Annotated in this window: 23 protein-coding genes; 10 read left to right on the plus strand and 13 right to left on the minus strand. The window is 71.3% G+C overall.

Annotated elements, in window-relative coordinates:
* Window positions 1-14 precede the first annotated feature (14 nt).
* Window positions 15-278, plus strand: a complete 264-nt coding sequence (locus ACZ6YG_RS11300) for a hypothetical protein (protein WP_148032188.1) — start codon at window positions 15-17, stop codon at window positions 276-278.
* Complete coding sequence (locus ACZ6YG_RS11305; RefSeq protein WP_187281210.1) at window positions 275-1303, plus strand: glycosyltransferase family 9 protein; 1029 nt, start codon at window positions 275-277, stop codon at window positions 1301-1303. The genes ACZ6YG_RS11300 and ACZ6YG_RS11305 overlap by 4 nt, the downstream gene beginning before the upstream one ends.
* Window positions 1304-1319: 16 nt before the next feature.
* Here the strand turns inward: ACZ6YG_RS11305 and ACZ6YG_RS11310 are convergent, their stop codons facing one another.
* Genes ACZ6YG_RS11310 through ACZ6YG_RS11320 form a run of 3 tightly spaced genes read right to left on the minus strand, consistent with a single transcriptional unit; the run spans window position 1320 to window position 6082 of the window.
* Window positions 1320-3149 (minus strand): S9 family peptidase, encoded by a 1830-nt coding sequence (locus tag ACZ6YG_RS11310; RefSeq protein WP_148032186.1) that lies wholly within the window; start codon window positions 3147-3149, stop codon window positions 1320-1322.
* The gene (locus ACZ6YG_RS11315) at window positions 3146-4921 is read right to left on the minus strand and encodes an N-acetylglutaminylglutamine amidotransferase (RefSeq protein ID WP_466017894.1); all 1776 of its coding nucleotides are present in this window, start codon (window positions 4919-4921) and stop codon (window positions 3146-3148) included. The genes ACZ6YG_RS11310 and ACZ6YG_RS11315 overlap by 4 nt, the downstream gene beginning before the upstream one ends.
* 12 nt (window positions 4922-4933) lie before the next feature.
* On the minus strand, window positions 4934-6082 hold the full coding sequence (locus ACZ6YG_RS11320; RefSeq protein WP_466017895.1) for a carboxylate-amine ligase: 1149 nt from the start codon (window positions 6080-6082) through the stop codon (window positions 4934-4936).
* Window positions 6083-6324: 242 nt separating this feature from the next.
* Between ACZ6YG_RS11320 and nhaA the strand changes: the two genes are divergently transcribed.
* The 5 genes from nhaA (at window position 6325) to ACZ6YG_RS11345 (ending at window position 13894) form a co-directional block, all read left to right on the plus strand.
* A complete protein-coding gene (nhaA, locus tag ACZ6YG_RS11325) occupies window positions 6325-7581 on the plus strand; it encodes a Na+/H+ antiporter NhaA (protein ID WP_466017896.1) in 1257 nt (418 codons plus the stop codon).
* Between the two features lie 54 nt (window positions 7582-7635).
* The gene (locus tag ACZ6YG_RS11330) at window positions 7636-8841 is read left to right on the plus strand and encodes a PucR family transcriptional regulator (RefSeq protein ID WP_466017897.1); all 1206 of its coding nucleotides are present in this window, start codon (window positions 7636-7638) and stop codon (window positions 8839-8841) included.
* 320 nt (window positions 8842-9161) lie between these two features.
* The gene (locus ACZ6YG_RS11335) at window positions 9162-10121 is read left to right on the plus strand and encodes an arabinan endo-1,5-alpha-L-arabinosidase (protein ID WP_466017898.1); all 960 of its coding nucleotides are present in this window, start codon (window positions 9162-9164) and stop codon (window positions 10119-10121) included.
* Window positions 10122-10191: 70 nt separating this feature from the next.
* Window positions 10192-11598, plus strand: a complete 1407-nt coding sequence (locus ACZ6YG_RS11340; RefSeq protein WP_466017899.1) for a hypothetical protein — start codon at window positions 10192-10194, stop codon at window positions 11596-11598.
* A 73-nt stretch (window positions 11599-11671) separates the two neighbouring features.
* Window positions 11672-13894 carry a hypothetical protein gene (locus tag ACZ6YG_RS11345; RefSeq protein WP_466017900.1) on the plus strand — a complete coding sequence of 741 codons (2223 nt, stop codon included), beginning with the start codon at window positions 11672-11674 and terminating at the stop codon, window positions 13892-13894.
* A 58-nt stretch (window positions 13895-13952) separates the two neighbouring features.
* On the opposite strand, the gene ACZ6YG_RS11350 is transcribed toward ACZ6YG_RS11345, so the two are convergent.
* Complete coding sequence (locus ACZ6YG_RS11350) at window positions 13953-14903, minus strand: alpha/beta hydrolase (protein WP_466017901.1); 951 nt, start codon at window positions 14901-14903, stop codon at window positions 13953-13955.
* Window positions 14904-14968: 65 nt separating this feature from the next.
* Complete coding sequence (locus ACZ6YG_RS11355) at window positions 14969-16606, minus strand: flavin-containing monooxygenase (RefSeq protein WP_466017902.1); 1638 nt, start codon at window positions 16604-16606, stop codon at window positions 14969-14971.
* 441 nt (window positions 16607-17047) lie between these two features.
* On the opposite strand from ACZ6YG_RS11355, the gene ACZ6YG_RS11360 reads away from it, so the two are divergent.
* Window positions 17048-17704, plus strand: a complete 657-nt coding sequence (locus ACZ6YG_RS11360; RefSeq protein WP_148032177.1) for a GntR family transcriptional regulator — start codon at window positions 17048-17050, stop codon at window positions 17702-17704.
* On the opposite strand, the gene ACZ6YG_RS11365 is transcribed toward ACZ6YG_RS11360, so the two are convergent.
* The 7 genes from ACZ6YG_RS11365 to ACZ6YG_RS11395 form a co-directional block, all read right to left on the minus strand.
* Window positions 17698-18885: a serine hydrolase domain-containing protein gene (locus ACZ6YG_RS11365; RefSeq protein ID WP_466017903.1), complete on the minus strand. Its 1188-nt coding sequence runs from the start codon at window positions 18883-18885 to the stop codon at window positions 17698-17700. The two genes, ACZ6YG_RS11360 and ACZ6YG_RS11365, sit on opposite strands and share 7 nt — an antisense overlap.
* A gap of 31 nt (window positions 18886-18916) precedes the next feature.
* On the minus strand, window positions 18917-19294 hold the full coding sequence (locus ACZ6YG_RS11370; RefSeq protein ID WP_271275820.1) for a hypothetical protein: 378 nt from the start codon (window positions 19292-19294) through the stop codon (window positions 18917-18919).
* Between the two features lie 185 nt (window positions 19295-19479).
* Window positions 19480-19782 (minus strand): hypothetical protein, encoded by a 303-nt coding sequence (locus tag ACZ6YG_RS11375; protein WP_148032174.1) that lies wholly within the window; start codon window positions 19780-19782, stop codon window positions 19480-19482.
* Window positions 19783-19930: 148 nt separating this feature from the next.
* Window positions 19931-20881 (minus strand): alpha/beta hydrolase, encoded by a 951-nt coding sequence (locus ACZ6YG_RS11380; protein WP_466017904.1) that lies wholly within the window; start codon window positions 20879-20881, stop codon window positions 19931-19933.
* 73 nt (window positions 20882-20954) lie between these two features.
* Window positions 20955-22097, minus strand: coding sequence for an alpha/beta hydrolase family protein (locus ACZ6YG_RS11385; protein WP_466017905.1), 1143 nt, complete (start codon window positions 22095-22097; stop codon window positions 20955-20957).
* Window positions 22081-22653, minus strand: a complete 573-nt coding sequence (locus ACZ6YG_RS11390; protein WP_466017906.1) for a TetR/AcrR family transcriptional regulator — start codon at window positions 22651-22653, stop codon at window positions 22081-22083. Before ACZ6YG_RS11390 ends, ACZ6YG_RS11385 begins: the two co-directional genes overlap by 17 nt.
* Window positions 22654-22746: 93 nt before the next feature.
* Window positions 22747-23679, minus strand: coding sequence for an HNH endonuclease (locus tag ACZ6YG_RS11395; RefSeq protein WP_466017907.1), 933 nt, complete (start codon window positions 23677-23679; stop codon window positions 22747-22749).
* A 157-nt stretch (window positions 23680-23836) separates the two neighbouring features.
* Here ACZ6YG_RS11395 and ACZ6YG_RS11400 point away from each other — a divergent pair, with 157 nt between their 5' ends.
* Together ACZ6YG_RS11400 and ACZ6YG_RS11405 are read left to right on the plus strand one after the other, a co-directional pair.
* Window positions 23837-24775, plus strand: coding sequence for a macro domain-containing protein (locus tag ACZ6YG_RS11400; protein WP_466017908.1), 939 nt, complete (start codon window positions 23837-23839; stop codon window positions 24773-24775).
* Window positions 24776-24782: 7 nt separating this feature from the next.
* Window positions 24783-25304, plus strand: coding sequence for an opioid growth factor receptor-related protein (locus ACZ6YG_RS11405; RefSeq protein ID WP_466017909.1), 522 nt, complete (start codon window positions 24783-24785; stop codon window positions 25302-25304).
* 33 nt (window positions 25305-25337) lie between these two features.
* Here ACZ6YG_RS11405 and ACZ6YG_RS11410 read toward each other — a convergent pair whose 3' ends face one another.
* Complete coding sequence (locus ACZ6YG_RS11410) at window positions 25338-25604, minus strand: winged helix-turn-helix domain-containing protein (protein ID WP_466018165.1); 267 nt, start codon at window positions 25602-25604, stop codon at window positions 25338-25340.
* Window positions 25605-25721 lie beyond the last annotated feature (117 nt).

Consider the following 25721-nt stretch of genomic DNA (forward strand, 5'->3'; position numbering starts at 1 on the left):
GTAGCCCGGCAACCGTGCCCGACGCCCGCGACCTCGACGTGCTCGTCCCGGCCAGGGACCGTCCCGTGCTGGTCACCCTGACCGGCCTGGCGGCGCGGCGCGTGACCGGCGCCCGCGTGGTGATCTCCGACCGGTCGCGGGCGCCCGTCGCGCACGACCCGCCGGCGGAGTCCGCGTACGAGGACGTGGTGGCGCGGTTGCGGGTGATGGAGCGGTACGGGGGAGCGGGCCGGGCCTGCCGTCTGGAGCAGCCGACGACCGTCCTGGAACAGCCGTGAGCACGGTCGCCGGGGTGCGGCGGATCGCGGTGCTGCGCGCCAACGCGCTCGGCGACTTCCTGCTGGCGCTGCCCGGCGTCGAGGCGATCAGGAACGCCTACCCGGACGCCGAGCTCACGCTGCTCGCCCTGCCGTGGCACGCGGACTTCCTGGCCGGGCGGCCGGGCCCGGTTGACGAGGTGATCGCGCTGCCGCCGATCACCGGGGTGTCCACCTCCGAGGACGGCCACCGGGCGCCTGCCGGGCTGTTGGAGCGGCTGCGGGAGTCGCGCTTCGACCTGGCGGTGCAGATCCACGGCGGCGGGCGCTACTCCAACCCGTTCGTGCGGGCGCTCGGCGCGGGGACGACGGCCGGGCTCCGCGCCCCGGACGCGCCGCCGCTGGACCGGTGGGTACGGTACATCCACTTCCAGCACGAGACGATGCGGTATCTGGAGGTCGCGGCACTGGTGGGCGGCCACACCAGCCTGACCGAGCCGCGCCTGACCGTGACGGCGCGCGACCGGGCGGAGCTGGGCGAGCTGCCGGAAGGGCTGGTCGCGATACATCCGGGGGCCAACGACCCGCGGCGGCGGTGGCCGCCGGAGCGCTTCGCCGCGGTGGCGGACCGGCTGGGCCGGCCGGTCGTGGTCACCGGGTCGCGGGCGGAGCGCGACCTGGTGGCCAGGGTGGCCGGGGCGATGCGGCGGCCCCCGGCCGCGGTCGCCGGGGAGCTGAGCGTGGGCGGGCTGGCCGCGCTGTACGAGCGGTGCGATCTGCTGGTGGCCAACGACACCGGGCCGCGCCACCTGGCGGCCGCGGTGGGGACGGCGACGGTGGCGGTCTACTGGTGCGGCAACCTGATCAACGCCGGCCCGCTCTCCCGCCACCGCCACCGGCCGCTGGTGTCGTGGACGCCCGCCTGCCCGGTCTGCGGCGCGGGCGGGCTCGACCCGCACGCCGGGCGGTGCGGGCACGAGGTGTCATGGGTGACCGACGTGCCGGTGGACGCGGTCGCGGAGGAGGCCGGGGACCTGCTGAAGTGACCCTGCGGTCCGGCGGTCACCCGGCTCCGTGGGTGTGCAGGCGGTTCGTCAGCCAGTCCACCACCTTGGTCACGAAGCTGATCCGGTTGCCGATCCGCCGGATCTCGTGGCCCTCGTCCTCGAAGAAGAGGTGGTCGCACGGCACGCCGCGGGCCGTGGCCGCGTCGACGACCTGTTCGGCCTCGTACAGCGGCACGTTGGTGTCGTGCGCCCCGTGCACGACCAGCAGCGGGGCGGCCAGCCGGTCGAACGCGCGCAGCGGCGACAGGGCGCGCAGCAGGTCGCGGTCGGTCTCCGGGTGTCCGTACTCGCTGATCGCGGCCGCGGCGATCCACGGCTCGCTGCGGGCGTAGAACGTCTCGAAGTCGGCGATGCCGCTCACGGTCACGCCCGCGCGGAAGAGCCCCGGATGGGTGACGAGCGCGGCCAGGGTCAGATAGCCGCCGTAGGACCAGCCCATGCAGGCGATCCGGTCCCGCGCGGCGGCGCCGGTGCGCACCAGCCCGGCCACGCAGTCGGCCACGTCGTCGACGGCGCGGAAGCGCAGCTCGCGGTCGTCCGCCTGCCGGAAGGCGCGCCCGTATCCGCCGGAGCCGCGCACGTTCGGGGCGAGCACGCCGATCCCGGCGGCCAGCAGGTTCTGGTAGAGGGGGTTGAACGTGGGACGCTCCTGGTCCTCGGGGCCGCCGTGCAGGAACACCAGGAACGGCGCCGGCCCCAGCACGTGCGGCGGCCGGTAGAGCCAGGCGGCCAGGACGAGGCCGTCGCGGGCGGGGAAGCGCACCAGCTCCGCACCCGCCGCCGTGGCCAGCCGGCCGGCGCCCGCGACCCGCCGGTAGCCGCCCCGGTCCAGGTCGCACAGCAGCACGTGCGAGGGGTCGCCGGGGCTCTCCGCGGCGAGGACGGCCAGGGTGCCGTCCCAGCTGATCCTGGCGGAGGTCACCACGTCGGCGGGCGGCGGCGGCAGCGGCCTGGGCTGCTCGGTCTCCAGCTCCAGCACGTCCAGCCCGGAGCGGCCGTGCTCGTTCCACACCAGCAGCGCGCGGCGCCCGTCCGCGCTCAGCGCGAACCGGTCCAGCTCGGCGTCCGGCCGCTCGGCCAGCACGACCGCGTCCGCGCCCTGCCGCACCGCCAGCAGCGCGGCCCGGTCGCGGCCGGCGTCGGAGACCACGTACGCGGTGCGGCCGTCGGGGGAGAGGGCGCCGGCGTCGGTGGATCCCGGCAGTCCGGGCAGCAGCGGCCGTTCCCCGCTCGGCAGGTGCGCGCCCAGCGCCTCGGCGACGAGGGTCGCCACGTACATGTGCCGCCGTCCGCGCGGGCCCCGCCGCAGCAGCATCGTGGCGTGGTCGCGGCTGATGGCGGCCGGCCACAGCAACCGGCCCGCGGCGATGACCTGGCGCCCGCCCGTGGCGGCGTCGGCCAGCACGGCGTGGGTGTGGCCGGCGGCCGACGTCTCGGCGACCAGCACCTCCTCGCCCCGCCCCGTCCAGCGGACCAGCGCGGCCGACCCTCCGGCGGGCGCGGAGAGCAGGCGCAGGTCGCCGCCGTGCGGCCGCACCGTCCAGACCTGGGTGTGCTCGCCGCCGCCCGGAGCCAGCAGCACGGCCAGCCGGGCGCCGGTCGGCGCCCAGCTCACGTCGACGGCGGGCTGCGGCCCGGTGTCGACGACCCACGCCTCGGCGTCCTCGCCGACCGGCTGGATCCACACCCGGGGAGAGCCGTCCCTGTCGCTGACGAAGGCGACGGCGCTGTCGTCCGGGGCGAGGGCGGGCGCCAGGCAGCTCCACGCGGTCAGGCTGGCGGCCGACGGCAGGTGCGACAGGCCGCCGATGATCTCCGGCGTCATCCGAGGTGGGCCTGCAGCCACAGTTCCAGCAGGCCGAGCTGCCACAGCGTGTTCACCCCTGTCGCCGCCCTGTCGCGGCCGGGGTCGGCGAGCAGCCGGTCGACGTAGTCCCGCCGGAACAGGCCGCGGTCGCGGGCGGCCCGGCTGGTGAGCGCGTCGCGGACGAGGTCGAGGAGCCGCCCTTCGACGTGCCGGATCGCCGGCACCGGGAAGTAGCCCGTGGGCCGGTCGACGACCTCGGCGGGCAGCATCCGGCGGGCGGCGTCCTTGAGCACGCCCTTGCCGCCGCCGGCCAGCTTGAGCTCGGCCGGGCAGGCCGCGGCCAGCTCGACCAGCTCGTGGTCGAGGAACGGCGTGCGCGCCTCCAGGCCGTGCGCCATCGTCATGTTGTCGAGCCGCTTGACCGGGTCGTCGACCATCATGGCGGTGGTCTCCAGGCGCAGCACGGCGTCCAGCGCGGTGTCCGCGCCCGGCCTGGCGAGGTGGGCGCGGACGAGGTCGCCGCTGACGTCGGAGTCCAGCAGGTGATCGGGCGCGAGGATACGTGCCAGGTCGTGGTGCGGGCGGTCCCTGAACGCCTCCAGGTACGTGTCCGCGGCCCGCTCGCGCGGCACCCCGGCCAGCGGCGGGAACCAGTCGTAGCCGGCGAACACCTCGTCGGCGCCCTGGCCCGACTGCACGACCTTGACGTGCCCGGCGACCTCCCGCGACAGCAGGTGGAAGGCGACGCAGTCGTGGCTGACCATCGGCTCGCTCATCGCGTGCACCGCCTGCTCCACCCCCTGCGCCAGGCGGGAGTCCGGGACGCGGATGCGGTGGTGGTCGGTGCCGAAGCGCCGGGCCACCAGGTCGGAGTAGGCGAACTCGTCGCCCTGCTCGCCGCCGGCCGGCTCGAACCCGATGCTGAACGTGGCCGGCTCCCGCTGCCCCTGCTCGGCCAGCAGCGCCACGATCAGGCTGGAGTCGAGCCCGCCGGACAGCAGCACGCCCACCGGCACGTCGGCGACCATGCGCCTGCGCACCGCCGTGCGCAGCGCGTCGAGGACGGCCCTGCGCCACTCGCCGTCGTCCGCGGGCGCCGCCGGGCGCCGGTGGCGGGGCTCCCAGTAGCGGTGCTCGGTGCTCGTGCCGTCCGCCTCGATCACCCGTACGGTGGCCGCGGGCAGCTTGCGGACCCCGGCCAGGATGGTGCGCTCGCCCGGCACCAGCGAGTGGAAGGTCATGTAGTGGTGCAGCGCGACCGGGTCGACGCCGGTGTCCACCCCGCCGGCGGCCAGCAGGGCGGGCAGCGACGAGGCGAAGCGCAGCCGCCGGCCGTCCTCGGACAGATACAGGGGCTTGATGCCGAGCCGGTCGCGGCCCAGGGTGAGCCTGCCGCCGCCGCGTTCGGCGACCGCGAACGCGAACATGCCGGTGAAGCGGTCCACGCATCCGGCGCCCCACCGGTGGAACGCCTTCACCAGCACCTCGGTGTCGGAGCCGGACTGGAAGCGGTAGCCCGCGCGGCGCAGCTCGGCGCGCAGCTCCCGGTAGTTGTAGAGGCAGCCATTGAACACCGCCGCGAGGCCCAGCTCGGCGTCGACCATGGGCTGGGCCGCCTTCTCCGACAGGTCGATGATCTTCAAGCGGCGGTGGCCGAGGGCGATGGGCCCGTGCGACCACAGGCCGGAGCCGTCGGGCCCGCGGTCGCGCATGGCCTCGGTCATCCGGCCCACGGCGCCGAGGTCCGCCTCCGCGTCGTCGAAGCGGATCTCACCGCTCAGCCCGCACATCGCCTTTCCCTTTCAGGACGCCGCGGACCGGTACGGCGGGGTGTCGCCGAGGGGCCGGTTCCACTCGCAGGCCCGGGTCTCGGCCAGCAGCAGGTCCACGACGTCGGCCAGCCGCCCCCGGCGGGCGAACGCCTGGCGCTGGCGCGCCGCCGAGCTGCCCCGCGCCAGCGCCTCCCGGGTCAGCCCGGAGACGAGCTCCCAGTCCGCCGACTCCTCCAGCTGCGGCCGCAGGCCCTCGACCAGGCGCCGGATCACCATGGGCGCGGCCCGCGGCACGCCGCCCACCGGGTCGATGAGCTCGCCCTCCAGCCCGGACCGCGCCGCCTGCCACGTCGCCGCCCGCACCGCTTCCAGGTGCACCTCGCGCTCCACGCCCTGGCGCACCGCCTCCAGCTCCCTGGCCACCAGCGCCCGGAACAGCCCCGCGATCAGCACGATGTCCTCCAGCCGGGGGCAGGAGTCGCAGATCCGCAGCTCCACCGTGGGCACATGCTGCGACGGCCGGATGTCGTAGTAGATCATCCCGGGATCGCTGATCACCTCCGACCGGATGAGCTCCTTGATCATCTCCTGATACTCGGCGGCGGAGTCGTACTTCGCGATGGGACCGGCGGTGGGCCAGCGCCGCCACACCAGGCTGCGGTAGCTGGCGTATCCGGTGTCGTCGCCGTCCCAGTAGGGCGAGCTCGCCGACAGCGCCAGCAGCGGCGGCAGCCACGGCGTCAGCCGGTGCGCGACGGCGACGGCCATGTCCGGATCGTCCACTTCCGCGTGTACGTGGGTGCCGCAGATCAGCTGCTCACGGGTGAGCTGCTGGTAGTCGCTGAGCATCTGCTCGTAGCGGGGGTCCGGGGAGACCTTCAGCTCGTGCATGTCCACCAGCGGAGGGCTGCCCGCCGCGCTGATCCCCAGGCCCGCCTCGTCGGCCAGCCCGATCAGCCGCCCGCGCAGGTCGCCCAGGTCCCGCGCCAGGTCGTCCAGCCGCAGGAAGGGCGAGCTGTTGGACTCCACCATCGAACGCTGCAGCTCGTGGGTGAAGCGATCGGGCGGCAACTGCTCCAGCAACAGATCGGCGTGCCCGGTCAGGCGCCGGGTGTCCAGGGAGACCACATGGAACTCCTCCTCGACCCCCACCCGGATCGATCCCGCGTCACCCGCCACCAGTACCTCCTTCGTGCCCGTATGACATGCCCCCTCCCCTGAAAAAGGCCTTCCTCACGTGGGATCGATCACTGTGCGCGGTCGCGGGGACGGCGCGTCCGGGCGGTGTTCCGCCGCGTCCTCCGCCGACTTTGCCGGTCGTCGGCAATGTTCGCGCCGGGAGACTGCGGGCCGCCGTCGTTGTCCGCCGTCATGCCCGTACACCAGCCTTGATGTGAAAACCGTTTCCCATCTGGAGGGCCATGACCGACGCCGTACGCCGCCGTCTCTTCGGCCGCGGTTCGTGGGCGGAAGCCCGCCGCATCGCCGACATCCTGCGCAAGGAGACCATCGGAGGAGCTCTCCTGCTGGGCGGCGCGGCGCTGGCCCTGATATGGGCGAACTCGCCCTGGTCGGGGGTGTACGAGGCGATCCGCGGCTTCACCGTCGGCCCCGCCTCCCTGCACCTGCGCCTCGACCTGGCGACCTGGGCGGCCGACGGGCTGCTGGCCGTCTTCTTCTTCGTCGCCGGGCTCGAACTGAAACGGGAGTTCGTCGCGGGCGACCTGCGCCAGGTGAGGCGGGCCGCGGTGCCGGTCGCGGCGGCGTTCGGCGGGGTCGTCGTCCCCGCCGCGCTCTACCTGCTGGCCACCAGGAACGTCGACGGAGCCGCGGCCGGGTGGGCGATCCCCACGGCCACCGACATCGCTTTCGCGCTGGCGGTGCTCGCGGTCCTCGGCACGTTCCTGCCCCCGGCGCTGCGGACCTTCCTGCTCACCCTGGCCGTGGTCGACGACCTGATGGCCATCGTCATCATCGCCGTCTTCTACACCGGTGACCTCGCGCCGGTCCCGCTGCTCGCGGCCCTGGTCCCGCTGGCGGTCTTCGCGGTGCTGGTGCGGCGCGGGGTCCGCTCCTGGTGGCTGCTGCTGCCCCTGGCGTTCGCGGTCTGGGCGCTGGTGCACGCCTCCGGGGTCCACGCCACGGTCGCGGGCGTGCTCCTCGCCTTCGCCGTGCCCGTCGTCCACGGCGGAGGCCCGGGGCCGGCCGAGCACTTCGAGCACCGCTTCCGGCCGCTGTCGGCGGGGGTGGCGGTGCCGCTGTTCGCGTTCCTGTCGGCCGGTGTGCACCTCGGCGGGCTGAACGGCCTCGCGGCCGCGCTCACCGACCCGGTCGCCGTGGGAGTCGTCGCCGGCCTCGTCGCCGGCAAGCCGATCGGGATCATGGCCGCCACCTGGCTGGTGGCCCGGTTCACCCGCGCCCAGCTCGACGAGGGGCTGAGCTGGCTCGACGTGCTGGGCCTGTCGATCCTGGCCGGGATCGGCTTCACGGTGTCGCTGCTCATCGGCGAGCTGGCCTTCGGGACCGGCGGCGACCACGTCAAGCTGGCGGTGCTGGCCGGCTCGGTCACCGCCGCCCTGCTGGCCGCGGTGATCCTGCGCCTGCGCAACCGGGCCTACCGGCGCATCCAGGAAGCCGACGACCGCGACGCCGCGCGCCAGGTTGGAACGCTACAGTGACGCTTGCCGGACCTCGGCAATCCAGAGCGCGGGCCTTCGGGGGAGAGCCGCACCGTGACCGTACCCGAATTCGACCTCGAGGAGATCGCCGCACGCGCGAGCGCCGACGCGGGCGGCGTGCCCGCCCGCTGGCTCGGCGAGTACCTGCCGCTGCTGGCCCAGGTGAGCAGGACCCAGGGGCATCTCGACAGCGCGGCGCTGGCGCGCATGCGCGAGTGCGGTGAGACGGCGGCACGCGACGGCATCCCGCTGCGCGCCGTCATCGACGTCCACCTGAGCGCCACCTGGCTGGCCTGGCCGACGCTGCCGGGGATCGTCGGCGCGCGGCGGGCGCAGGAGCTGCGGTCCGCGGGGGAGGCGATCTTCCGGGCCGCCGACCGGTCGGCCGGCGCGCTGGTCGAGGGGTACGAGGAAGCCCAGCGGCTGGAGATCCGCCGGGAGGAGGCCGTACGCCGGGAGTTCGTCGACGACCTGCTCCAGGGGCGCGGGGACCTCGGCACGGTGGTCGAACGCGCGGGGCGGTTCGGGCTGCGCCTGGCGGCCGCCCACCTCGTCTGCGTCGCCGAGGCCGGCCGCCCCTTCCACGACGGCGGCCCCGTCGCCCGCCACGTCGAGGCCGCGATGGACGTACGGGACGTGCTGATCGCGACCAAGGACGGCCTGCTGGTGTGCGTGGCCCCCGGTCACGCGGACGGCGTGAGCGAGGCGTTCGCCGCGCGCGTGCGGCAGGCGCTGGGCGGGGAGGAGTCGCTGCGTGTGGGGGTCGGCCGCGCGCACGAGGGGCCCGGCGGGGTGGTGCGCTCCTTCGAGGAGGCGCGCAGCGTGGTGGAGTTCGGCCGCCTCCTGGAGCTGGAGCAGGAGGTGCTGTACGCGTCCGAGCTGCTCGTCCTTCAGGTGCTGCTGCGGGACAGGGCGGCGATCGCCGAGCTGGTCGAGGCCGTGCTCGGCCCGTTGCGGGCCGCCAGAGGCGGTCCCGCCACCCTGCTGGAGACGCTGTTCGCCTACTTCGCCAGCGGCGCCGTCGCCACCGCGACGGCGAGCCGCCTGCACGTGGGCGTCCGCACGGTGACCTACCGCCTCGGCCGGATCCAGCGGCTCACCGGCCACGACCTCGGCCGGCCCATCCAGCGGCACGCCCTGGAGACGGCCACCCTGGGCGCCCGCCTCCTGGGCTGGCCCGGCGCGCACGATCTCGGACCAGCAGGTGGTCCGCACCATCGGCAGGAACGCCAAGGTGCTCCGCAGGAGCATCCCGTGTAACGGGGCCACCGTCGACATCCGGACGAGACCGGCGCGCGATACGTGACCATCGCCCTCACCAGGGCCGACGGCCGGGACGCCAAGACCGGTTCTACGACCAGGCGCTCGCCCGGTTCGGGTGAGTCGGTGCCGCGCGGCCGGGTTCTGTGTGGCGCACGGTCTCCGGCGACGCTGTTAGCGTTATCACTGCGTGTCCGCATGAAAGTACGCCGACTGCCACCGCCAGTCAAGGGCGTTGACCGTTGTCATGATTCGTGTCTATATTCCCCTCGACCCCTGGCGCACGGTCTCCTCCACCCCCCACCAGGAGAGGACCCATCGTGCGCCCAGCCATCACCGTCATGGCGGCCGTCGTCACCCTGCTGCTCAACACCACTCCCGCGCTGGCCTACCCGCCGCCCGGCCAGGTCGCCGGTGACACGGTCGTGCACGACCCGACGATGATCCGCACCCCGTTCGGTTACGTCCTGTACTCCACCCACGGCCATCTGGAGGCCCGCACCTCCGCCGACGGGGTCACGTTCACCCGCGCCGGCGACGCGTTCGACACGCCGCCCGCCTGGTGGAGCACGTACTCGGCCGAGAACGACCCTTGGGCCCCCGACATCTCCCACGAACGCGGGAAATACCTGATGTACTACGCCGTCTCCAGCTTCGGCAGCAACCACTCGGCCATCGGCCTGGCCACCAGCCGCACCGGCCGCCCGGGAAGCTGGACCGACCGCGGCATCGTGTACGCCACCGAGCTCGGCATGGACCACAACGCCATCGACCCCAACCTGCTGGTCGACCGCGAGGGCCGCTGGTGGCTGAGCTTCGGCTCGTACTGGACCGGCATCCGCATGATCCGCCTCGACCCCCGTACCGGGCTGCGGCACGAGAAGGACCGCACCCTGTACCACCTCGCCACCCGCCCCGACGCGCCGTACGCGGTCGAGGCGCCGGACCTCGTCGAGCACGGCGGCTACTACTACCTGTTCGCCTCCTACGACCGCTGCTGCGCGGGCCTGGACAGCACGTACAAGATCAAGGTCGGCCGCTCGACCAGCCCGACCGGCCCGTACACCGGCCGCGACGGGCAGCCGATGATGACCGGCGGCGGCACCCTGCTCCTGGAGACCCACGGCCGCTTCGTCGGACCCGGCGGCCAGAGCGTCATGCGCGACCGCGGCCGCGACGTGCTCGTCTACCACTACTACGACGGCGACGACGGCGGCACACCCAAGCTCGGGCTCAACCGGCTCGCCTGGGACGCCGACGGCTGGCCGCACGTGAGCTGACGATTTACCGCCGGCATACCGGTGGTCACTAGGCTGACGGCCCTCCATCGTCTGATCTTGAAGGACCCCCGTGACCCGTCTGGCGCTCGTGACCCTCGCCGCCCTCCTCTCGGCGCTCATCCCCGGCGTCGTCCACGCCGACGTCCCCGGCGTGCGGGGGACGGAAGGCAACCTCATCAGGGAGGAGGCGCCACGGGACGACGGGATCAGGCACATGGACACCAAGGCGATGATCGCGGCCCTGAAGGCCCTCAACGCGAACACGTACGTCTATCCGATGGCCGGTGACAACGTGCACTGGGAGGACCTGCGCGAGGAGTTCCTGCCGGCCGCCGCCGACGCCGGGATCAAGGTGTGGGTGATGGTGTACTCGCCGAGCCAGCAGGGCTGCTGCGTCTCCCGTCCGTTCAAGCACGACTACGTGGCCTGGTCCCGCGAGCTCGCCACCCTCTCCAAGACTCACCCGAACCTGGCCGGCTGGACCGTGGACGACTACGCCTACGACATCGGGAAGACCTTCACCCCCGCGTACGTCCGCCAGATGAGGGACGCCGCCAAGGCGGTCAACCCGGCGTTCACCTTCAACCCGACCGTCTACTACAAGCAGTTCACCGACGACTTCATCGCCCAGCAGATCCCGCTCCTGGACGGCGTGATCTTCCCGTTCAGGGACTCGCCGCACCGCGACACCTCCTGGTCGTGGAGCCTGTCCTACCAGGTCAAGCAGCTCGCCCAGCGCCTTCCCGGCACCGACGTCTACGTGATGCCGTACGCGCACCCGCTGAGCCACGCCGCGCAGAAGCCCACGGTGTCCTACGTCGAGACGATCACGAAGCAGGCGCTCGACCTCGTCCGCGCGGGAGAGGCCGCGGGCGTCATCCAGTACAAGCTCCCGCTCATGCCCCGCGACGCCAACTGGACGCGCCCCGCGACCGACGACCTCTCCCGCACCGGCGACGGACGGTTGAGCTTCGTCGTCGAGTCCGGCACTCCGACCAAGGCCGGGATGTGGTGCGGCGCCGAGCGCACGGTCCAGCTGACGCCCGGAGCGACCAAGCGCACGGTCACCTTCTACCACCGGGACGGCCGCGGCTCCGAGAGCCCGGCCGGCCACCACAAGAAGCAGCTTCTCGTGGACGGGAAACTGGTGTGGCAGCGGGACGTCACCGCCGACGCCAAGGACACGTGGACCAAGGCCACGATCGACCTGACGGACCAGCTGGCCGGGCGGACGAGCGCGAAGCTCCAGTGGCGGCTGTTCGAGCTCAAGGGCGTGACGAACTACTTCGTCGACGTGAGCGTGGACGACATCGCGCTGACCGGCATCCAGCTGAGCGACCCCGGCGTCGAGAACGCCGCCACCTGGACGTCCGGCCTGTCACGTAACGGCGGCCCGGTCTACTGCTCCGCCCAGGTCTACCACCGGGACTACGGCGCCGACCTGCGCGAGCGCCTCGCCGGGCTGTACGGCCGCTAGGCTCCGCCCGGGACGCGGAGATCGTTCAGCGCTAGGTTGGCCTCATGGCCATGTCTGCGATCGCGTACCCGTCGTGACGTCCTTCGGCGAGGCCGCCCTGCTGCGGGCCTGCCGGGCCGGCCAGGTCGTGCGGGCGTCACGCGGGGAAGAGCTCGTCGTCGACGCCGATCTCGTGCGCAAGGTGTGCCGGCGGGACCCGGCGGAGATCGACCCCCGCGGCCTGGTGATCGAGGGGGCCAGGATCACGGGCGGGCTCGACCTGACGGGGATGGCGGTCACCTTCCCGCTCCGTTTCGTCGGGTGCGTGTTCGACGAGCCCCTCGACCTGGACGGCGCCGACCTCCACCTGCTGGCGCTCGACGGCTGCGCGGTCCCCGGCCTGCTGGCCAACGGCCTGCGCGTACGGCGGGACCTGGATCTGTCCAGGTCACGCATCACCGGCGACCTCCGGACTCCCGCCAGCACCTCGTCCACCGCGGCCGTCTGGCTGTGCGAGTCGGAGATCGGCGGGCGCCTGCTCTGCCTGGACACGCTCATCGAGTCCGAGGGCCGGGCGATCCAGGCGGATCGCATCAGGGTCGGCGGGACGATCCGGCTGCTGCACCGGTTCGAGGCACGCGGCGCGCTGCGGCTGATCGGCGCGCGGGTCGAGGGGTCGCTGGACCTGACCGGCGCCAGCCTCACCCGCCCGCAGCAGGACCTGGCGCTGGACCTGGGGGACGCCGAGATCGGCGGCAGCGTGTTCCTCATCGACGACCAGACCGGCAGGCGCCCGCTGGTCCGCGGCCGGATCGACCTCGGCAACACCCGCATTTCCGGACATGTCCTGATCCGTAATGCCACCATCGACCCCACAGGCCCGGTGACCGGCGTCAACTACACCAGCGGCCGCAGCACCGGCACCGCCATCAGCGCCCCCGGGCTCGTCGTCGGCGGACCCCTCGGCATCGAGGGCGAGTGCAGGATCAGCGGCGGCGTGGACCTGAGCATGGGGTCGTTCAGCACCATCCAGATCAGCCGCGAGAGCGTCTTCACCGTCCCCGGCGGCCGCGCCCTCGACCTGACCAACGCCGAGCTGCGGTCGAGACTCCTCATCGAGGAGGGCGCGACCGTCGCGGGCACGCTCCGCCTGGCCGGCGCCCACATCCGGGGCGACCTCACGTTGCGGGGCACCCGCTGGAGCCACCCGGAGGAGACCTCCGTCATCTCCGCCCAGGGCGCCGTGATCGACGGCATGGTCAACATGCGGGAGGTGAAGACCGAGGGAGGCCGGCTCGGCTTCCGCGCCGCGACGGTCGGCGGCGTGGTCAACGTCCGCAACGCCCGCTTACACAACCCCGGCGGCCAGGCGCTCTCCCTCGAACAGGCCCTCATCCGGGGCCCGATCCTGCTCAGCGCCGGCTTCACCGCGGACGGCGAGGTCGTGCTCAACCGGTGCGCCGCGGAAGGCCGGCTCGACTGCGACGACGGCACCTTCACCGCCGGCATCAAGGCCGTGTCGGCCACCACCCGCGAGGGCATGCGCCTGCGCTGGGCCGAAGTGCCGCCGCACGTCGACCTGACCGGCGCGGCCACCACGGTCCTCGCCGACGACGTGACCCGCTGGCCGTCCGACACGGCGATCTCCGGCTTCGTCTACGACCGCTTCGACGACGCCTGGGACTGGCGGCAGCGCCGCGACTGGCTCCGGTCCATGACCTCGTACGACGCGAGCCCGTACGAGCAGGCGGCCCGGGTCTTCCGCCAGCACGGCCGCCCGGTCGAAGCCGAGCACCTGCTCATGGAACTGCGCCGCCGGGCGCCCCGGCGCGGCTGGATCAGGGACACCATCGACGCCCTCTACGGCCTCACCGTCGGCTACGGCTACCGCCCCGGACGCGTGCTCTGGCTGCTCGGCGCCCTGCTCGTCCTCGTCTACGCCATGCTGCTCACCCCGGCCGTGCAGGAGACCCTGCGCGCCACCGACCCGCGCGGCAACGTGTACGCGGCGGACGGCCGCCTGGTCACCGTCGAGGCGGCGACCCCGGAGGACGACAGCACCGTCACCGTGTCCCGCCGGGATCCCCGGCCCGGTCCGTGCGGCGACGGCCAGGTGCGCTGCTTCGACCCGCTCTTCTACACCGTCGACACCGTCGTCCCGCTCCTGTCCCTGGGCCAGCGGGCGACGTGGTACCCGGAGACGCGCACCGGCGGCGGCTCACTGGTGTCGGGGCTGCTCAACGTCGCCGGCCTGCTGGGATGGCTGCTGTCCACGGTGGTCGTGCTCTCCTTCGCCAGGCTGGCCAGGCCGGCGTGACGATCGACAAAACCGGCGCCGTGGGCGGGAGCCCCGCCCACGGCGCCGGAGCTGTCACTCAGGCCAGGGCCCGCTTGAGCGCATCGATGCGCCGGGCCCAGATCCGCAGGGAGAGCGGGGCCTCGGCGGCGAACGTCTCGGAGGCGTGGTAGCTGCCCGGGTTGACGTGCAGTTCGGTCGGGACGCCCGCCTGCATGAGTCGCTGCGCGAAGGCGATGTCCTCGTCCCGGAAGAGATCGACGGTGCCGACGTCGATGAAGGCCGGCGGCAGGCCGGCCAGGTCCTCGGCGCGTGTCGGGGCGGCGTACTGGTCGGCGTCCTTGCCGCCGAGGTACCAGGCCCAGGCCTCGATGTTGCCCGCCCGGTCCCAGATGCCGATGTCGGTGATCTCGTGGCTGGACGGCGTCTCGTTCCGGTCGTCGATCATCGGGTAGATCGGCATCATGAACGTGATCGCGGGTCCGCCGCGGTCGCGTGCCAGCAGCGCCGTGCCGATGGTCAGCCCGCCGCCGGCGCTGGCGCCGTAGATCGCCAGGCGTTCCGGGTCGATGCCCAGGTCGGCGGCGTTCTTCGCGGTCCACGCCAGGCCGGCGTAGCAGTCCTCGACCGGGGCGGGATGGGGGTGCTCGGGGGCGAGGCGGTACTCGACGGAGACCACGACGGCGCCGACCTGGTCGCAGATCATCGTCGCGTTGGCGTCCTCACCGGCGACGTCGCCGAGGATCATGCCGCCGCCATGGATGTAGTAGATGCCGGGCAGGGTGCCGGACGCGTCGACCGGCCGGTAGATCCGCACGGAGATGTCGGGTTCCCCGTCGGGGCCGGGGACGGTCCGGTCCTCCTTGACGACGTTCGGGTTGTCCGGCACCTCGATCGCGCTCATCATGCCCTGGACGGCGGCTCGGCGCTGGACGATGTCGGGGATGGCGTTGAAGCCGCCGGGCATCATGCCGAGCAGCGCGTCCAGGGGGATGCGGCTTTCCGGGTCTATCAGGTCACGACGGGACATCGAGCCCTCCATGGGGGTCATGAATCCGGTGGTCTGGAGTGGGTGTTCTGAGGGTCCCGGCGGGCTCAGACGGAGAGCGCGAAGCCCTTGTAGCCCTGGGCGGCGATCTCGTCACACGTCTTGCGGTACTCGCCGACACCGCCGGCGTAGGGCATGAAGACCTGCGGCTTGCCGGGCACGTTGGCCCCCATGTACCAGGAGTTCGCCTTGGGGTAGAGAGTGGCGTCGGCGATCAGGTTGACGTGGTCCACCCAGGCGTCCTCGGCTTCCTGGGTGGGCTCGATCGTGGTGAGGCCCTGGTGGTCGAGATACGCGATCGCGTCGGTCACCCAGTCGACGTGCTGCTCGATCGAGACGACCATGTTCGAGAGCACCGACGGGCTGCCCGGACCGGTGATCATGAACAGGTTCGGGTAGCCCGCTGAGCTGATCCCCAGGTACGTGCGAGGGCCGGCGCTCCAGGCCTCGTCGAGCGGCGCCCCGCCCCTGCCCCGGATGTCGACGCTCGTCAGCGCGCCCGTCATCGCGTCGAACCCTGTCGCGTAGACGATCACGTCGAACTCGTACGCCTGGTCCGAGGTGCGGATGCCCCTCTCGGTGATCTCCACGATGAGGGTGCGCCGCAGGTTGACCAGGTGCACGTTCTCCCGGTTGTACGTCTCGTAGTAGCCGGTGTCCAGACAGGGGCGCTTGGTCCCGACGGGATATTCGGGACACAGGTCCGCGGCGGTCCGCGGGTCCTCGACGATCTGGTGGATCTTGCGGTGGATGAACCGCTTGGCCGTGTCGTTGGCCGCCTGGTCGATGCTGAGATCGGCGTACGCGGTCAGCAGGTTGACCAGGCTGCCGCTCTCCCAGGCCCGCTCGAAGGTGGCGTCGCGCTCCTCGTCGGAGACCTCCAGGGCGGACTTCGTCGGGATCGGCGTGGGGACACCGAACCCCGACTCCTTCTGGGCCTGGCGGAACGCCCGGTAGTTCGCCTTCATGGCGGCGATCTCGTCCGGGCGCAGGCTGCGGTTGCGCGCCGGGAGACTGTAGGCGGGGGTGCGCTGGAAGACGGTGAGCTGCGCGGCCTGCTCGGCGATCACGGGGATCGACTGCACGCCGGAGGACCCCGTACCGATGATCCCGACCCGCAGCCCGGTGAAGTCCACGCCCTCATGCGGCCAGTGCGCGGTGTGGTAGGTGGCCCCCGCGAAGCGGTCGAGCCCGGGGATCTCCGGCAGCTTCGAGGCCGACAGGCACCCGGTGGCCATGACGAGGAAGCGGGCGGTGACGGCGTCCCCGTGCTCGGTTCGCACCCGCCAGGTCCGGCCCTGCTCGTCGTACGCGGCGGCGTTCACGCGGGTCCGGAAGAAGATGTCCCGGCGCAGGTCGAACCGGTCGGCGACGTGCCGCGCGTACCGCAGGATCTCCGGCTGGGTGGGGTAGCGCTCCTGCCACTCGTACTCCTGCTCGAGGTCCTCCGAGAACGAGTACGAGTACGCCAGGCTCTCCACGTCCACCCGGGCACCGGGATAGCGGTTCCAGTACCAGGTGCCGCCGACGTCGGTGCCCGCTTCGAAGGCGACCGCGGACAGGTTCATCTCCCGGAGCTTGTGCAGCAGGTACATGCCCGAGAAGCCCGCGCCCACGACGACGACGTCGACGGAGGAGGGCACGGCGCGCGAGGCGGGCTGAGAGTCAGAGGGGGGTGCGGACATGCGTCCTCCTGGGGGGGGGAAAGTGATGCCTCGACAGGTGCCGGGCGGATGCCGTGTGTCCACGGGCGCCGCCCGGCCATGAGGGTGCTCGTCATCGCCCCGCGGTCACGGAGTGATGAGCTCAGGAGGGTGGATCCGGGGGAGGAGGCGGCGGGCCCTGGTGTGGCGCGGCCGCTTCGGTGAACCAGCTGGCCCCTGTTCGCGCGGCACGCCGTGCCGCGAGCGGGGAGGACCCTGCACTTTCGTGATCAGGGGTTGAACATCACGCATGTCATCTGGAAGTAGCTCGAATGTAAAATGCATTCTGCATTCCGTCAACCATCTCCGGATCCGCGAGGTGAGAGCCCGTCCCGACGGGAAACCCGCCGGTGGGGGCCGGACCGGACTGGTCAGGAACTCGTAGGATGGCCGCGTCAGATCCCTCCGAGCGAGAGCGCCGCCATGTCCTTTGCGGTACCGCTGACGCGGAAAGAAGCGGTCCTGCGTCAACTGCGAGACGAGATCATCACCGGACGGTTGAAGCCGGGCGCGGCGATCAAGGACGCGGAGATCGCGGCCCGGCTCGGCGTGAGCATCACCCCGGTACGGGAGGCGGTCACCCAACTCGCCGCCGAAGGTCTGATCGACATCTCGCCCAACCGGACACGGCAGGTCACCCAGGTGACCCAGAAGAGCGCGCTCGAGCTCATCGACGTGATGATGGTGCTGGCCTGCGCGGGTTTCGAGTGGGGCGTCGACAACCTCACCGACGAGCACCTCGCCGCCCTGCGCGGCAAACTCGACGATTTCGCCGAGGGACTGCGCCACGGCAACGCGACGGTCGCCGCCGCCGCGGGAGCCGACTTCAGCACGGTGGTCATCCTGGCGAGCGGCAACCGCGAGCTACAGACCCATGTCGACCTGGTCGTCACGCGCACCCTGCGGGTGCTCGCCCTCACCGCCGAGAGCGAGGTGTGGAACGTGTGGCTGGACGGCTACCGCGAGGTCCTCGAACTCCTCGAACGCGGCGACCGCTCCGGGGCCGCCGGACGCTACCGGCAGATCTACCGTGACTACCGCCGGCGGGTGGAGGCCATGCTGTTCGACGAGGATCACTGACGCTTCGCCGGCGCGGCGATCGCCTGCCTGACGGCGCCGAGCAGGCTCGACGCCCGCGTGTCAGGCACCCCCTCCCGGACGCGGTTCATCACGTACCCGAACGCCAGCCCGCTTACCGGGTCGGCGAAGCCGATCGAGCCGCCCATGCCGCCGAAGCCGAACGCGGCAGGGGAGTACCAGTACGCGTCCGGGGTGGGCAGGCCGAAGCCCGTGCCGATGCGGACGGGCACGCGCAGGACGCGGTCGACGCCGGCGACCTGTTCCGCGGTCGCGGCGGCGAGGGTGGCGGGGGCGAGGACGCGGTGCCCGTCCACGTCGCCGATGAGGGCGGCGTAGAAGCGGGCCAGGGCGCGGGCGGTGCAGATGCCGTTGGTGGCGGGGATCTCGGCGGCCTGCTCCGCCGGGTCGTTGTGGTCCAGCGAGGGCTGGACGAGGGTCATCGCGCGTACGGTCAGCGACTCCGGATCGGCGTAGGCGGCCATCACCTCGCGCATGGGCTCCGGGATGGAGTCCAGGTCGATCGCGGCGGGGTCGAAGCCGCCCGGATCGGTGAGGATGCGGCTGACCCGGTGGTGCTCGGACGGCGGCAGGCCGATCCACAGGTCCAGGCCGAGCGGCGCGGCGATCTCCTCGGCGAGGAACGCGCCGACGCTCCGGCCGCTCACCCTGCGGACGACCTCGCCGACGAGCCATCCGTACGTGAGCGCGTGGTATCCGTGCCCGGTGCCCGGCTCCCAGTACGGCCGCTGGGCGGCCAGCGCCTTCACCACGGGTTCCCAGGCGATCACCTCGGCCGGGGTGACCGGCTGGTCGAGAGCGGGCAGACCGGCCTGGTGGGTGAGCAGCCACCGGACCAGGACGCGGTCCTTGCCGCCCGCCGCGAACTCGGGCCAGTAACGGGCCACGGGAGCGTCGAGGTCGAGCTCGCCCCGCTGGGCCAGCAGGAGCGCGCAGGTCGCCGTGACCGCCTTGGTGGTGGAGTAGACGACCTGAAGGGTGTCGCGCTCCCATCGGCGGCCGGTCCCGGGATCGGCGATCCCGCCCCACAGATCGACGACCTGGCGTCCGTGCAGGTACACGCTGACCGCCGCGCCGACCTCCTGCCCGGAGGCCAGGTTGGCCGCGAACGCGTCACGTACCGCTTCGAACCCCGGTGCGGTCAGCCCACTGATTTCGGGCATGCGTCATCCCTTTCCAGTCCGTGGAAGAAGGTCAGCGGCGGAATTTCTCGACGAGCCAGGCGCACAGCTCAGGCTCGCTCATCTCGGGGAACTCCGCCGCGAACGTGGCCAGTGCGCGGAGCGCCTCGTCGCGGTCCAGGCCGCGGGCCATCGCCGCCTTGAGATACTCCTGACGTGCGGCGGTGGGACGCCCGCCACCGGACCCGCGCCCCGGCAGCCCCGCACGCCATCGGCGGATCTCCTCCAGCCGATCGGCCCGCCAGCCCGGCGTCTCGTCGACTTCGACGTCCGGCTCGGGGAACGCGTGCTCGGAGCCCGCCGGATAACGCGTGCGCCACTTGTGCACGGCGTGCCGGCTGACTCCCAGGGCCTCGGCGACGCCGAGGACACCGAGGTAGCGCTCGGTCATGGGCGCACCAGCTCGTCCTCTCCGGCCTCCTTCGCGGATCTCCAGTATTACCACGTCCGGCGCCCCGTCCTTCGAGGCGCCGGAAACATTGTCTCTCTTGGAGACGATGTTGGCAACCCGTCGTTCACATGCCGAGGGGCCGCCCGTTCCCCCTTCGGAGACGGACGGCCCCTTCCGCGCGGTCGTCAGCAGATGTCCGCGCCGTCGAAGTTGCGCGGGCCCCGCGCGACCTTGGAGGAGATGGTCCGGCCCGGATCGACGGTGGAGCAGTCGCCGTCGGTGCCGCGCGCCCACTTGATCTTCAGTCGTAGTCGGTAGCGGCAGTCGTTGCGGGCGTAACCCGTCTTGGTGACGATGCCCTTGGTCTGCCAGACGGCCACGCACGAGGGCGCGTTGCCCGCCGGAACCGCGGCCACGGCGGGCGTCGCGAGAGTGAGGAGGCATCCGGCGGCGGTGCAGGCGAGGAAGGTGCTTTTGAGGAGGCGCACGGGGTCCCTTTCGACTGGAGAGATGGAACCCTTCGATTTGTAGTCGACTGATTACTTTAAGTCAACATGTGAATCATGATCTGGAGGCCACCCGTGCATGACGCCGCCGCGCGGTTTCCGTACCGGCGGCGGCGCTGCGGGCGAGTCGTCAGGCGAGGGCCCTGCGGAGGGCGTCGATCCGCTGGTCCCAGATGCGCCGGGAGAGCGCGGCGTCCGGGGCGAAGTTCTCCGAGGCGTGGTAGCTGCCCGGGTTCACGTGCAGTTCGGTCGGGACGCCCGCCTGCATGAGGCGCTGCGCGAAGGCGATGTCCTCGTCCCTGAACAGGTCGACGGTGCCGACGTCGATGTAGGCCGGGGGCAGACCGGTCAGGTCCTCGGCGCGGGCCGGGGCGGCGTACTGGTCGGCGTCCTTGCCGCCCAGGTACCAGGCCCAGGCCTCGATGTTGCCCGCCCGGTCCCACAGGCCGACGTCGGTGATCTCGTGGCTGGACGGCGTCTCGTTCCGGTCGTCGATCATCGGGTAGATCGGCATCATGAAGGAGATCGCCGGCCCGCCGCGGTCGCGTGCCAGCAGCGCCGTGCCGATGGCCAGCCCGCCACCGGCGCTGCCGCCGTAGAGGGCCAGCCGCGCGGGGTCCAGGCCCAGGTCGGCGGCGTTCTTCGCGGTCCACGCCAGGCCGGCGTAGCAGTCCTCGACCGGGGCGGGATGGGGGTGCTCGGGGGCGAGGCGGTACTCGACCGAGACCACGACGGCGCCGACCTGGTCGCAGATCATCGTGGCGGTGGCGTCCTCTCCGGCGATGTCGCCGAGGATCATGCCGCCACCATGGATGTAGTAGACGCCGGGCAGCTGCCCCGCCGCGTCGGCCGGGCGGTAGATCCGCACGGCGATGTCAGGCTCGCCGTCGGGGCCGGGGATGGTCCGGTCCTCCTTGACGACGTTCGGGTTGTCGGGCACCTCCATGGCGCCCAGCAGGCCTGAGACGACGGCCCGGCGCTGGACGATGTCGGGGATGGTGTTGAAGCCGCCGGGCAGCATGTCGAGCAGCGCGTCCAGCGGGCCACGGCTCTCGGGGTCTATCAGGTCGCGGGGGGTCATCACGGCCTCCAGGGTTCCGATGGTGGATTCAGCGTGCTGGCATGGAGGCCGCAGTTCAAGAGGGCGGCCGTCGTCAGGGAACGGCCCCGGCGTGCGCGGTCAGGAAGCCGCGGACGAGCCGGTCGTACCTCGGCCGGTCGACGTTCCACGCCTCGGTGTGGTCACCGCCGGGGAACTCCTCGTACCGGATGTCCCAGCCCAGACGCGGCCCGGCGGCGGCGAGCTCCCGGGAGGAGCCCACCGGGACCTCGGTGTCGTCGTCCGTGTGGATCAGCAGGAGCGGAGGCCTGACGGCGGGCGGATGACGGATCAGGTGAAGGGCGTCCTGGTCGATGCCGATCCGCCATTCCACCACCCGGCTGGAGAGCCATCCGGCGAAGGCGGGCATGCCGAACCGGGCGGCGTTCCACTCGCTCACGCGCTCCAGATCGTACGGGGGCGCGTCCATGATGACCGCGGAGACGAGGTCCGCCAGCGGCGATCGCGCCAGGAACTGGCCGGCCACGACGCCTCCCATGGACGTGCCGTAGAGGACGACGCGCCGCGCCCCCAGGCCCCGCGCCGTGCGGACGGCCGCCTCCAGGTCCCGCCACTCCGTGTCGCCCAGATGGATCAGCCCGTCTGGGGAGGCCGGGGCGCCCTCGTCGTTGCGGTAGGTGATGGCCAGGAACGGCATGCCGAGCCGGTGCACGACGGGAAGCACCTTCTGGACGGCCTTGCGCCTGGCGTTCTGGCCGTGGACGGCGACGAACCAGGTGGTGCCGTCGCCGGGGACGTGCCAGGCGGGCGCCGGACCGAGCTCGGTCGGCACCGTGATCTCGGAGTAGTCCAGGCCCCACGCCACCTCCGGATCCCCGGGAGGGGCCACGTTGAGGCTGCCGGAGGTGCCGATGGACGGGACCGCGCCGTCCAGCACCGCGCGGGTCACCTTGCCGCCGCCCCGTGACGTCACCTCGCCGAGCATGGTGCCGGCGCCGCTCCATTCCAGCCAGTACGTGCCGGGCTTGCGCGTCGCCGGCGTGTCGGCCAGGGTCACGGTACGGTCGCCGGAGGCCAGCACCATGACGTCTCCCGCCCCCCAGCGCCGCACCTTGATCGCCTGGTCGCTCCCGAACCAGGCGCTGTAACCCAGCCCGGCGACCAGGACCGCCAGGGCAACACCGGCCGCGATCCACGCCCGCCGTCTCCAGCGGCGCGGCCTACGCTCGGACGCCATCGAGGACCCTCCTCGTCGCACGCGTGCACAGAGCCCGGAACTCGTCCTCGGCCAGCCCGATACGGCCGCCGAGATAGAGCTGCACCAGGCCCTGGGCGGTGGCCGTCACCGTCATCGCGACCTCCAGCGGATCGTCCGGGCGCAGCAGGCCGTCACACATGCCCTCCTCGGCCAAGGTGACGATCTTCGTGAACGACGGTGAGGCGCCGTCCCTGAAGCCGTCAGGGAACCGCCGCGCCCGTTCACGCCGATCGGTGATGAGGAAGCGGTACAGGTGCGGCGACCCGAGGGCGAAGTCGAGAAAGTCGTCCAGCAGGCCCAGCGCGCGCGCTTCCCAGTCACCGTCGCGTCCACCCCAGCCCGCCCCGAGCTCACGGAGAGCGCGATCGGCCACGGCGGCCAGGAGCGCCTCACGGTTCGGATAGTGCTTGTAGATCGCCATGGCGGTGATGCCTACGGCGTCAGCCACCCGGCGCATGGTCACGGCCTCGACGCCCTCGGTCTCGAGGATGGCGCGCGCGGCCTCGGCGACCCGGTCCGCCGTCTTCATTGACATGTGTACAACGTATACCCGGAAGGTTTACCGCGTATACCTCATGCGACGCTTCAGGGGCCTGTGTCCCTCAAGATCGGAGGCTGGGTCGGACCGTCAGCGAAGGAAGACCTCGTCCAGATGCCACTCCAGGGCTTCCCGCTGCGGCCGGTCCGGCCGCTGGCGAGGGAGGGCGATCTGGTGCCCGGCCCGCTCGTAGAACTGGCGGCCATTGCCGAACTCCTCGCGCAATCGAGGGCTGACCAGCAGCTTGTACGACGGATCGACGGCGAGGTAGCCGCGGTCGTACAAGGTGTGCACGTCGGAGCGGAGCAGCAGTCCGTTGTCGAGCCGGTGCTCGCCGCCTCGGTGGACGGGCCGGATGTGCGCGGCCTGCAGAACGGGACGGATCTTGTCGCCGGTGATGGCGCAGCGCCGGTCGTAGGCGTCCAGGACCACGGCCTTGAACGCCTGCTGGCCGAGTCGTTGCGGCACCAGGCGGGGATCGCCGAACACCGGGCCGCCGAGATGCCACGGCTCGCTCAGGTCGATCTCCACATGGCCGCCGAGGAGCCGGGTGACGACGTCGTGGAAGAACCGGGCGTCCGGATGGGTGGCGAGATCGTACCCCTTGCCCTGGACGATGTTGGCGGCGAACGCCGGGGGAGGGCCGGCGTCGGCGTCGAGAGGGAAGAAGCAGGTGTCCCGAAGTAAGACGCAGCCGATCACGGGGTCGTCAGCTGGCGAGATCGGTTCTCTTCGATAGTGGCCGACTCGGGCACGCATCTCATGGAGGGTGGAGGCGCCGTTGGCCTCGCTGAAGATCTCCCAGGCTTCGGAGACGCGCAGCTTGACGAAACGGGCGAAGAAGCCGCCGCCGACTACCCGGTTGTGTGGGTGGTGGGTTTTGAACAGGAACGGCTCGCCCGGCCGGAGGACCTTGAACTCGCCCTTTCCCGAGGGCCGCCAGAAGTTCGCCTCGGTCAGGGCGGGGCGTGCCGCGAGGAAGCGAAACCAGTCACCGTCGGTGACTCCGACGTACGCCTTCACGGGCCGATTGTGCACCGAGATGATCTGTCCGCGCCAGTGGGTGCCGGCGAGAGAGTAGCTGATCGGAGACGTCCAGTGATTTTCCTAAGTGACGCTCCAGCCGGCTGATGTACGATCCAGGCCAGAAACGCAGGTGACAGCCAAGGATGCCAGCCCTATGCAAGGCATGATCGAAGCGTTAGTCCAGGTCAGGTTCCAGGTCATCGCTCTGGCGATCGGCACTCTATTTCTTCTTGTCTCTTTCTTTCAGGTCAAGGATATCGCCAAGCTGGATATAGTCCCGCTCGCGGCTCCGGTCTATCCGGTGGCCTTGGTGGGGTTGGGACTCGTTGTACTCGCGGCCGTCAGCACCTTGCAAACTCCCGCCATGGCCTTTCCCGTGCCTGCCAAGCGTCGAATAAGAATCACCTCGGACGCTGACTCCGTCAGTACGCGCATCGGTGAGAATGAACTGTCCATCAGGCTCGGCCGCATAGAAGAGATCGCCGACGACCCGTCGTGCGCTCTGATCGTCCTGCCCGCCAACGAGTACTTCAACGGCACGTGCCTGAGTGACACCAGAAGCGCCGCGGGGGCCTTCGTCCATGCCCACTACAGGGGGCGCGTCGCCGATCTGGAGCGGGCCATCGCCGAGAGTCTGGCTGGTATGCCTGCCCAGATCGTCAAGATCAACGGCAAGGAGACCCGCAGCTACAGGCTGGGGACGGCGGCCTACATCGACCGACCCCTGGAAGGGAACTTTCACCTGCTGGTTGCTGCCGCCACCACCGAACGGGAGGGCGAAGGGCTACGGGCGGATCCGGTGGCGCTGGCTCTGATCGCTCGCAGGGCGAGCACCGTGGCCCGCGACCGTCGTCTGTCCACCGTGTATCTTCCTCTACTCGGTGCCGGGCACGGCTCGATCAAGCCCACCCGTGCACTCCTTGCCCAGCTGCTCGCCTGGTCGGAGATTCTTTACGCTGACGCTTACCGAAGAATCGGCATCAACGTGGTCGTCTTCCGTGCTGACGACAAGAGTCCTCCCCAAGTCTCCCTCCGGGAGGCGGCACATCTCCTCAGAATCGCTGTAAGCGTCTGCGAGCCGACATCAACGTGAAGAGCCTATGAAAACCAGCGCTGTCGTCGCCTTCTACCGGCAGATCGGCATCGATGACCGCGGACGTTCGCTTGATGATGTCCGCAGCCAGGACTTCCTTGCCCTGGAAGCGGTCCACGACTACATCCAGTGGCTTTTCCCGCTACCAGAGCCCAGTATGGCGAATCACAACGCACCAGTCCTCAACGAGAACGACATCGAGGCGTTCAGGTCCGATCGCGGCCTTCAGAACGAGCTGACGGAATCCTTGCTCCGGATGCTCGCCTTCTATGGCTTGAGGCTCGACGGTCCCTTCGAGTCGCCTCGGGTCTCACCCGGTGGTGACTTCTCCGACCGAGCCTCTGTATGGCTCACCCCGTACAACCACAATTTCTTGCGTATCAGCAGGATCCTGCGTTCGCTCACCGTTCTTGGTCTTGAGAAGCACGCTCAAGCGCTCCTGGCTTGTCTGGAGGAGATATACCAGGAGTATGCCGATGTCATCGGTGCGACGAGCGTCCGCTACTGGCGCAACGCCGTGGTCGAGTGACAGGTGCCAAGCGGGGTAACCAGTGCTTGAATATCAGTCCGTTGTGCCTGCCCTTCGCATGACCACGGATCCTCTGCCGGGCTTCGTGATGATCAGCCCGCGCTCGCGGAGGATTTCGAACGCCTTGCGAATGGTGGTGCGTCCCGTACCGAAATATCCCTGGAGCTGAATTTCGGAGAGCATGGTTCGTGGAGGATATTCTCCCGCTTCGATCCGTTGCTGGATCCAGTCCGCGATCTGCTCGTACCGATAGAACTCCGGATTCCAGTCGTCTTCAGTCCACGGCGTATCAGGCAACATCACGGCCGAACCCTAAACCGTCACTGACTTCCATAGCTAGACCAAACAGTATAGGTCGGGCTTGGACTAGCCATGAATAGGCCGGTACAGGTACCGTTCGTGGGCCAGAACGGAGCC

The sequence above is a fragment of the Nonomuraea sp. NPDC054003 genome, assembly GCF_055585125.1.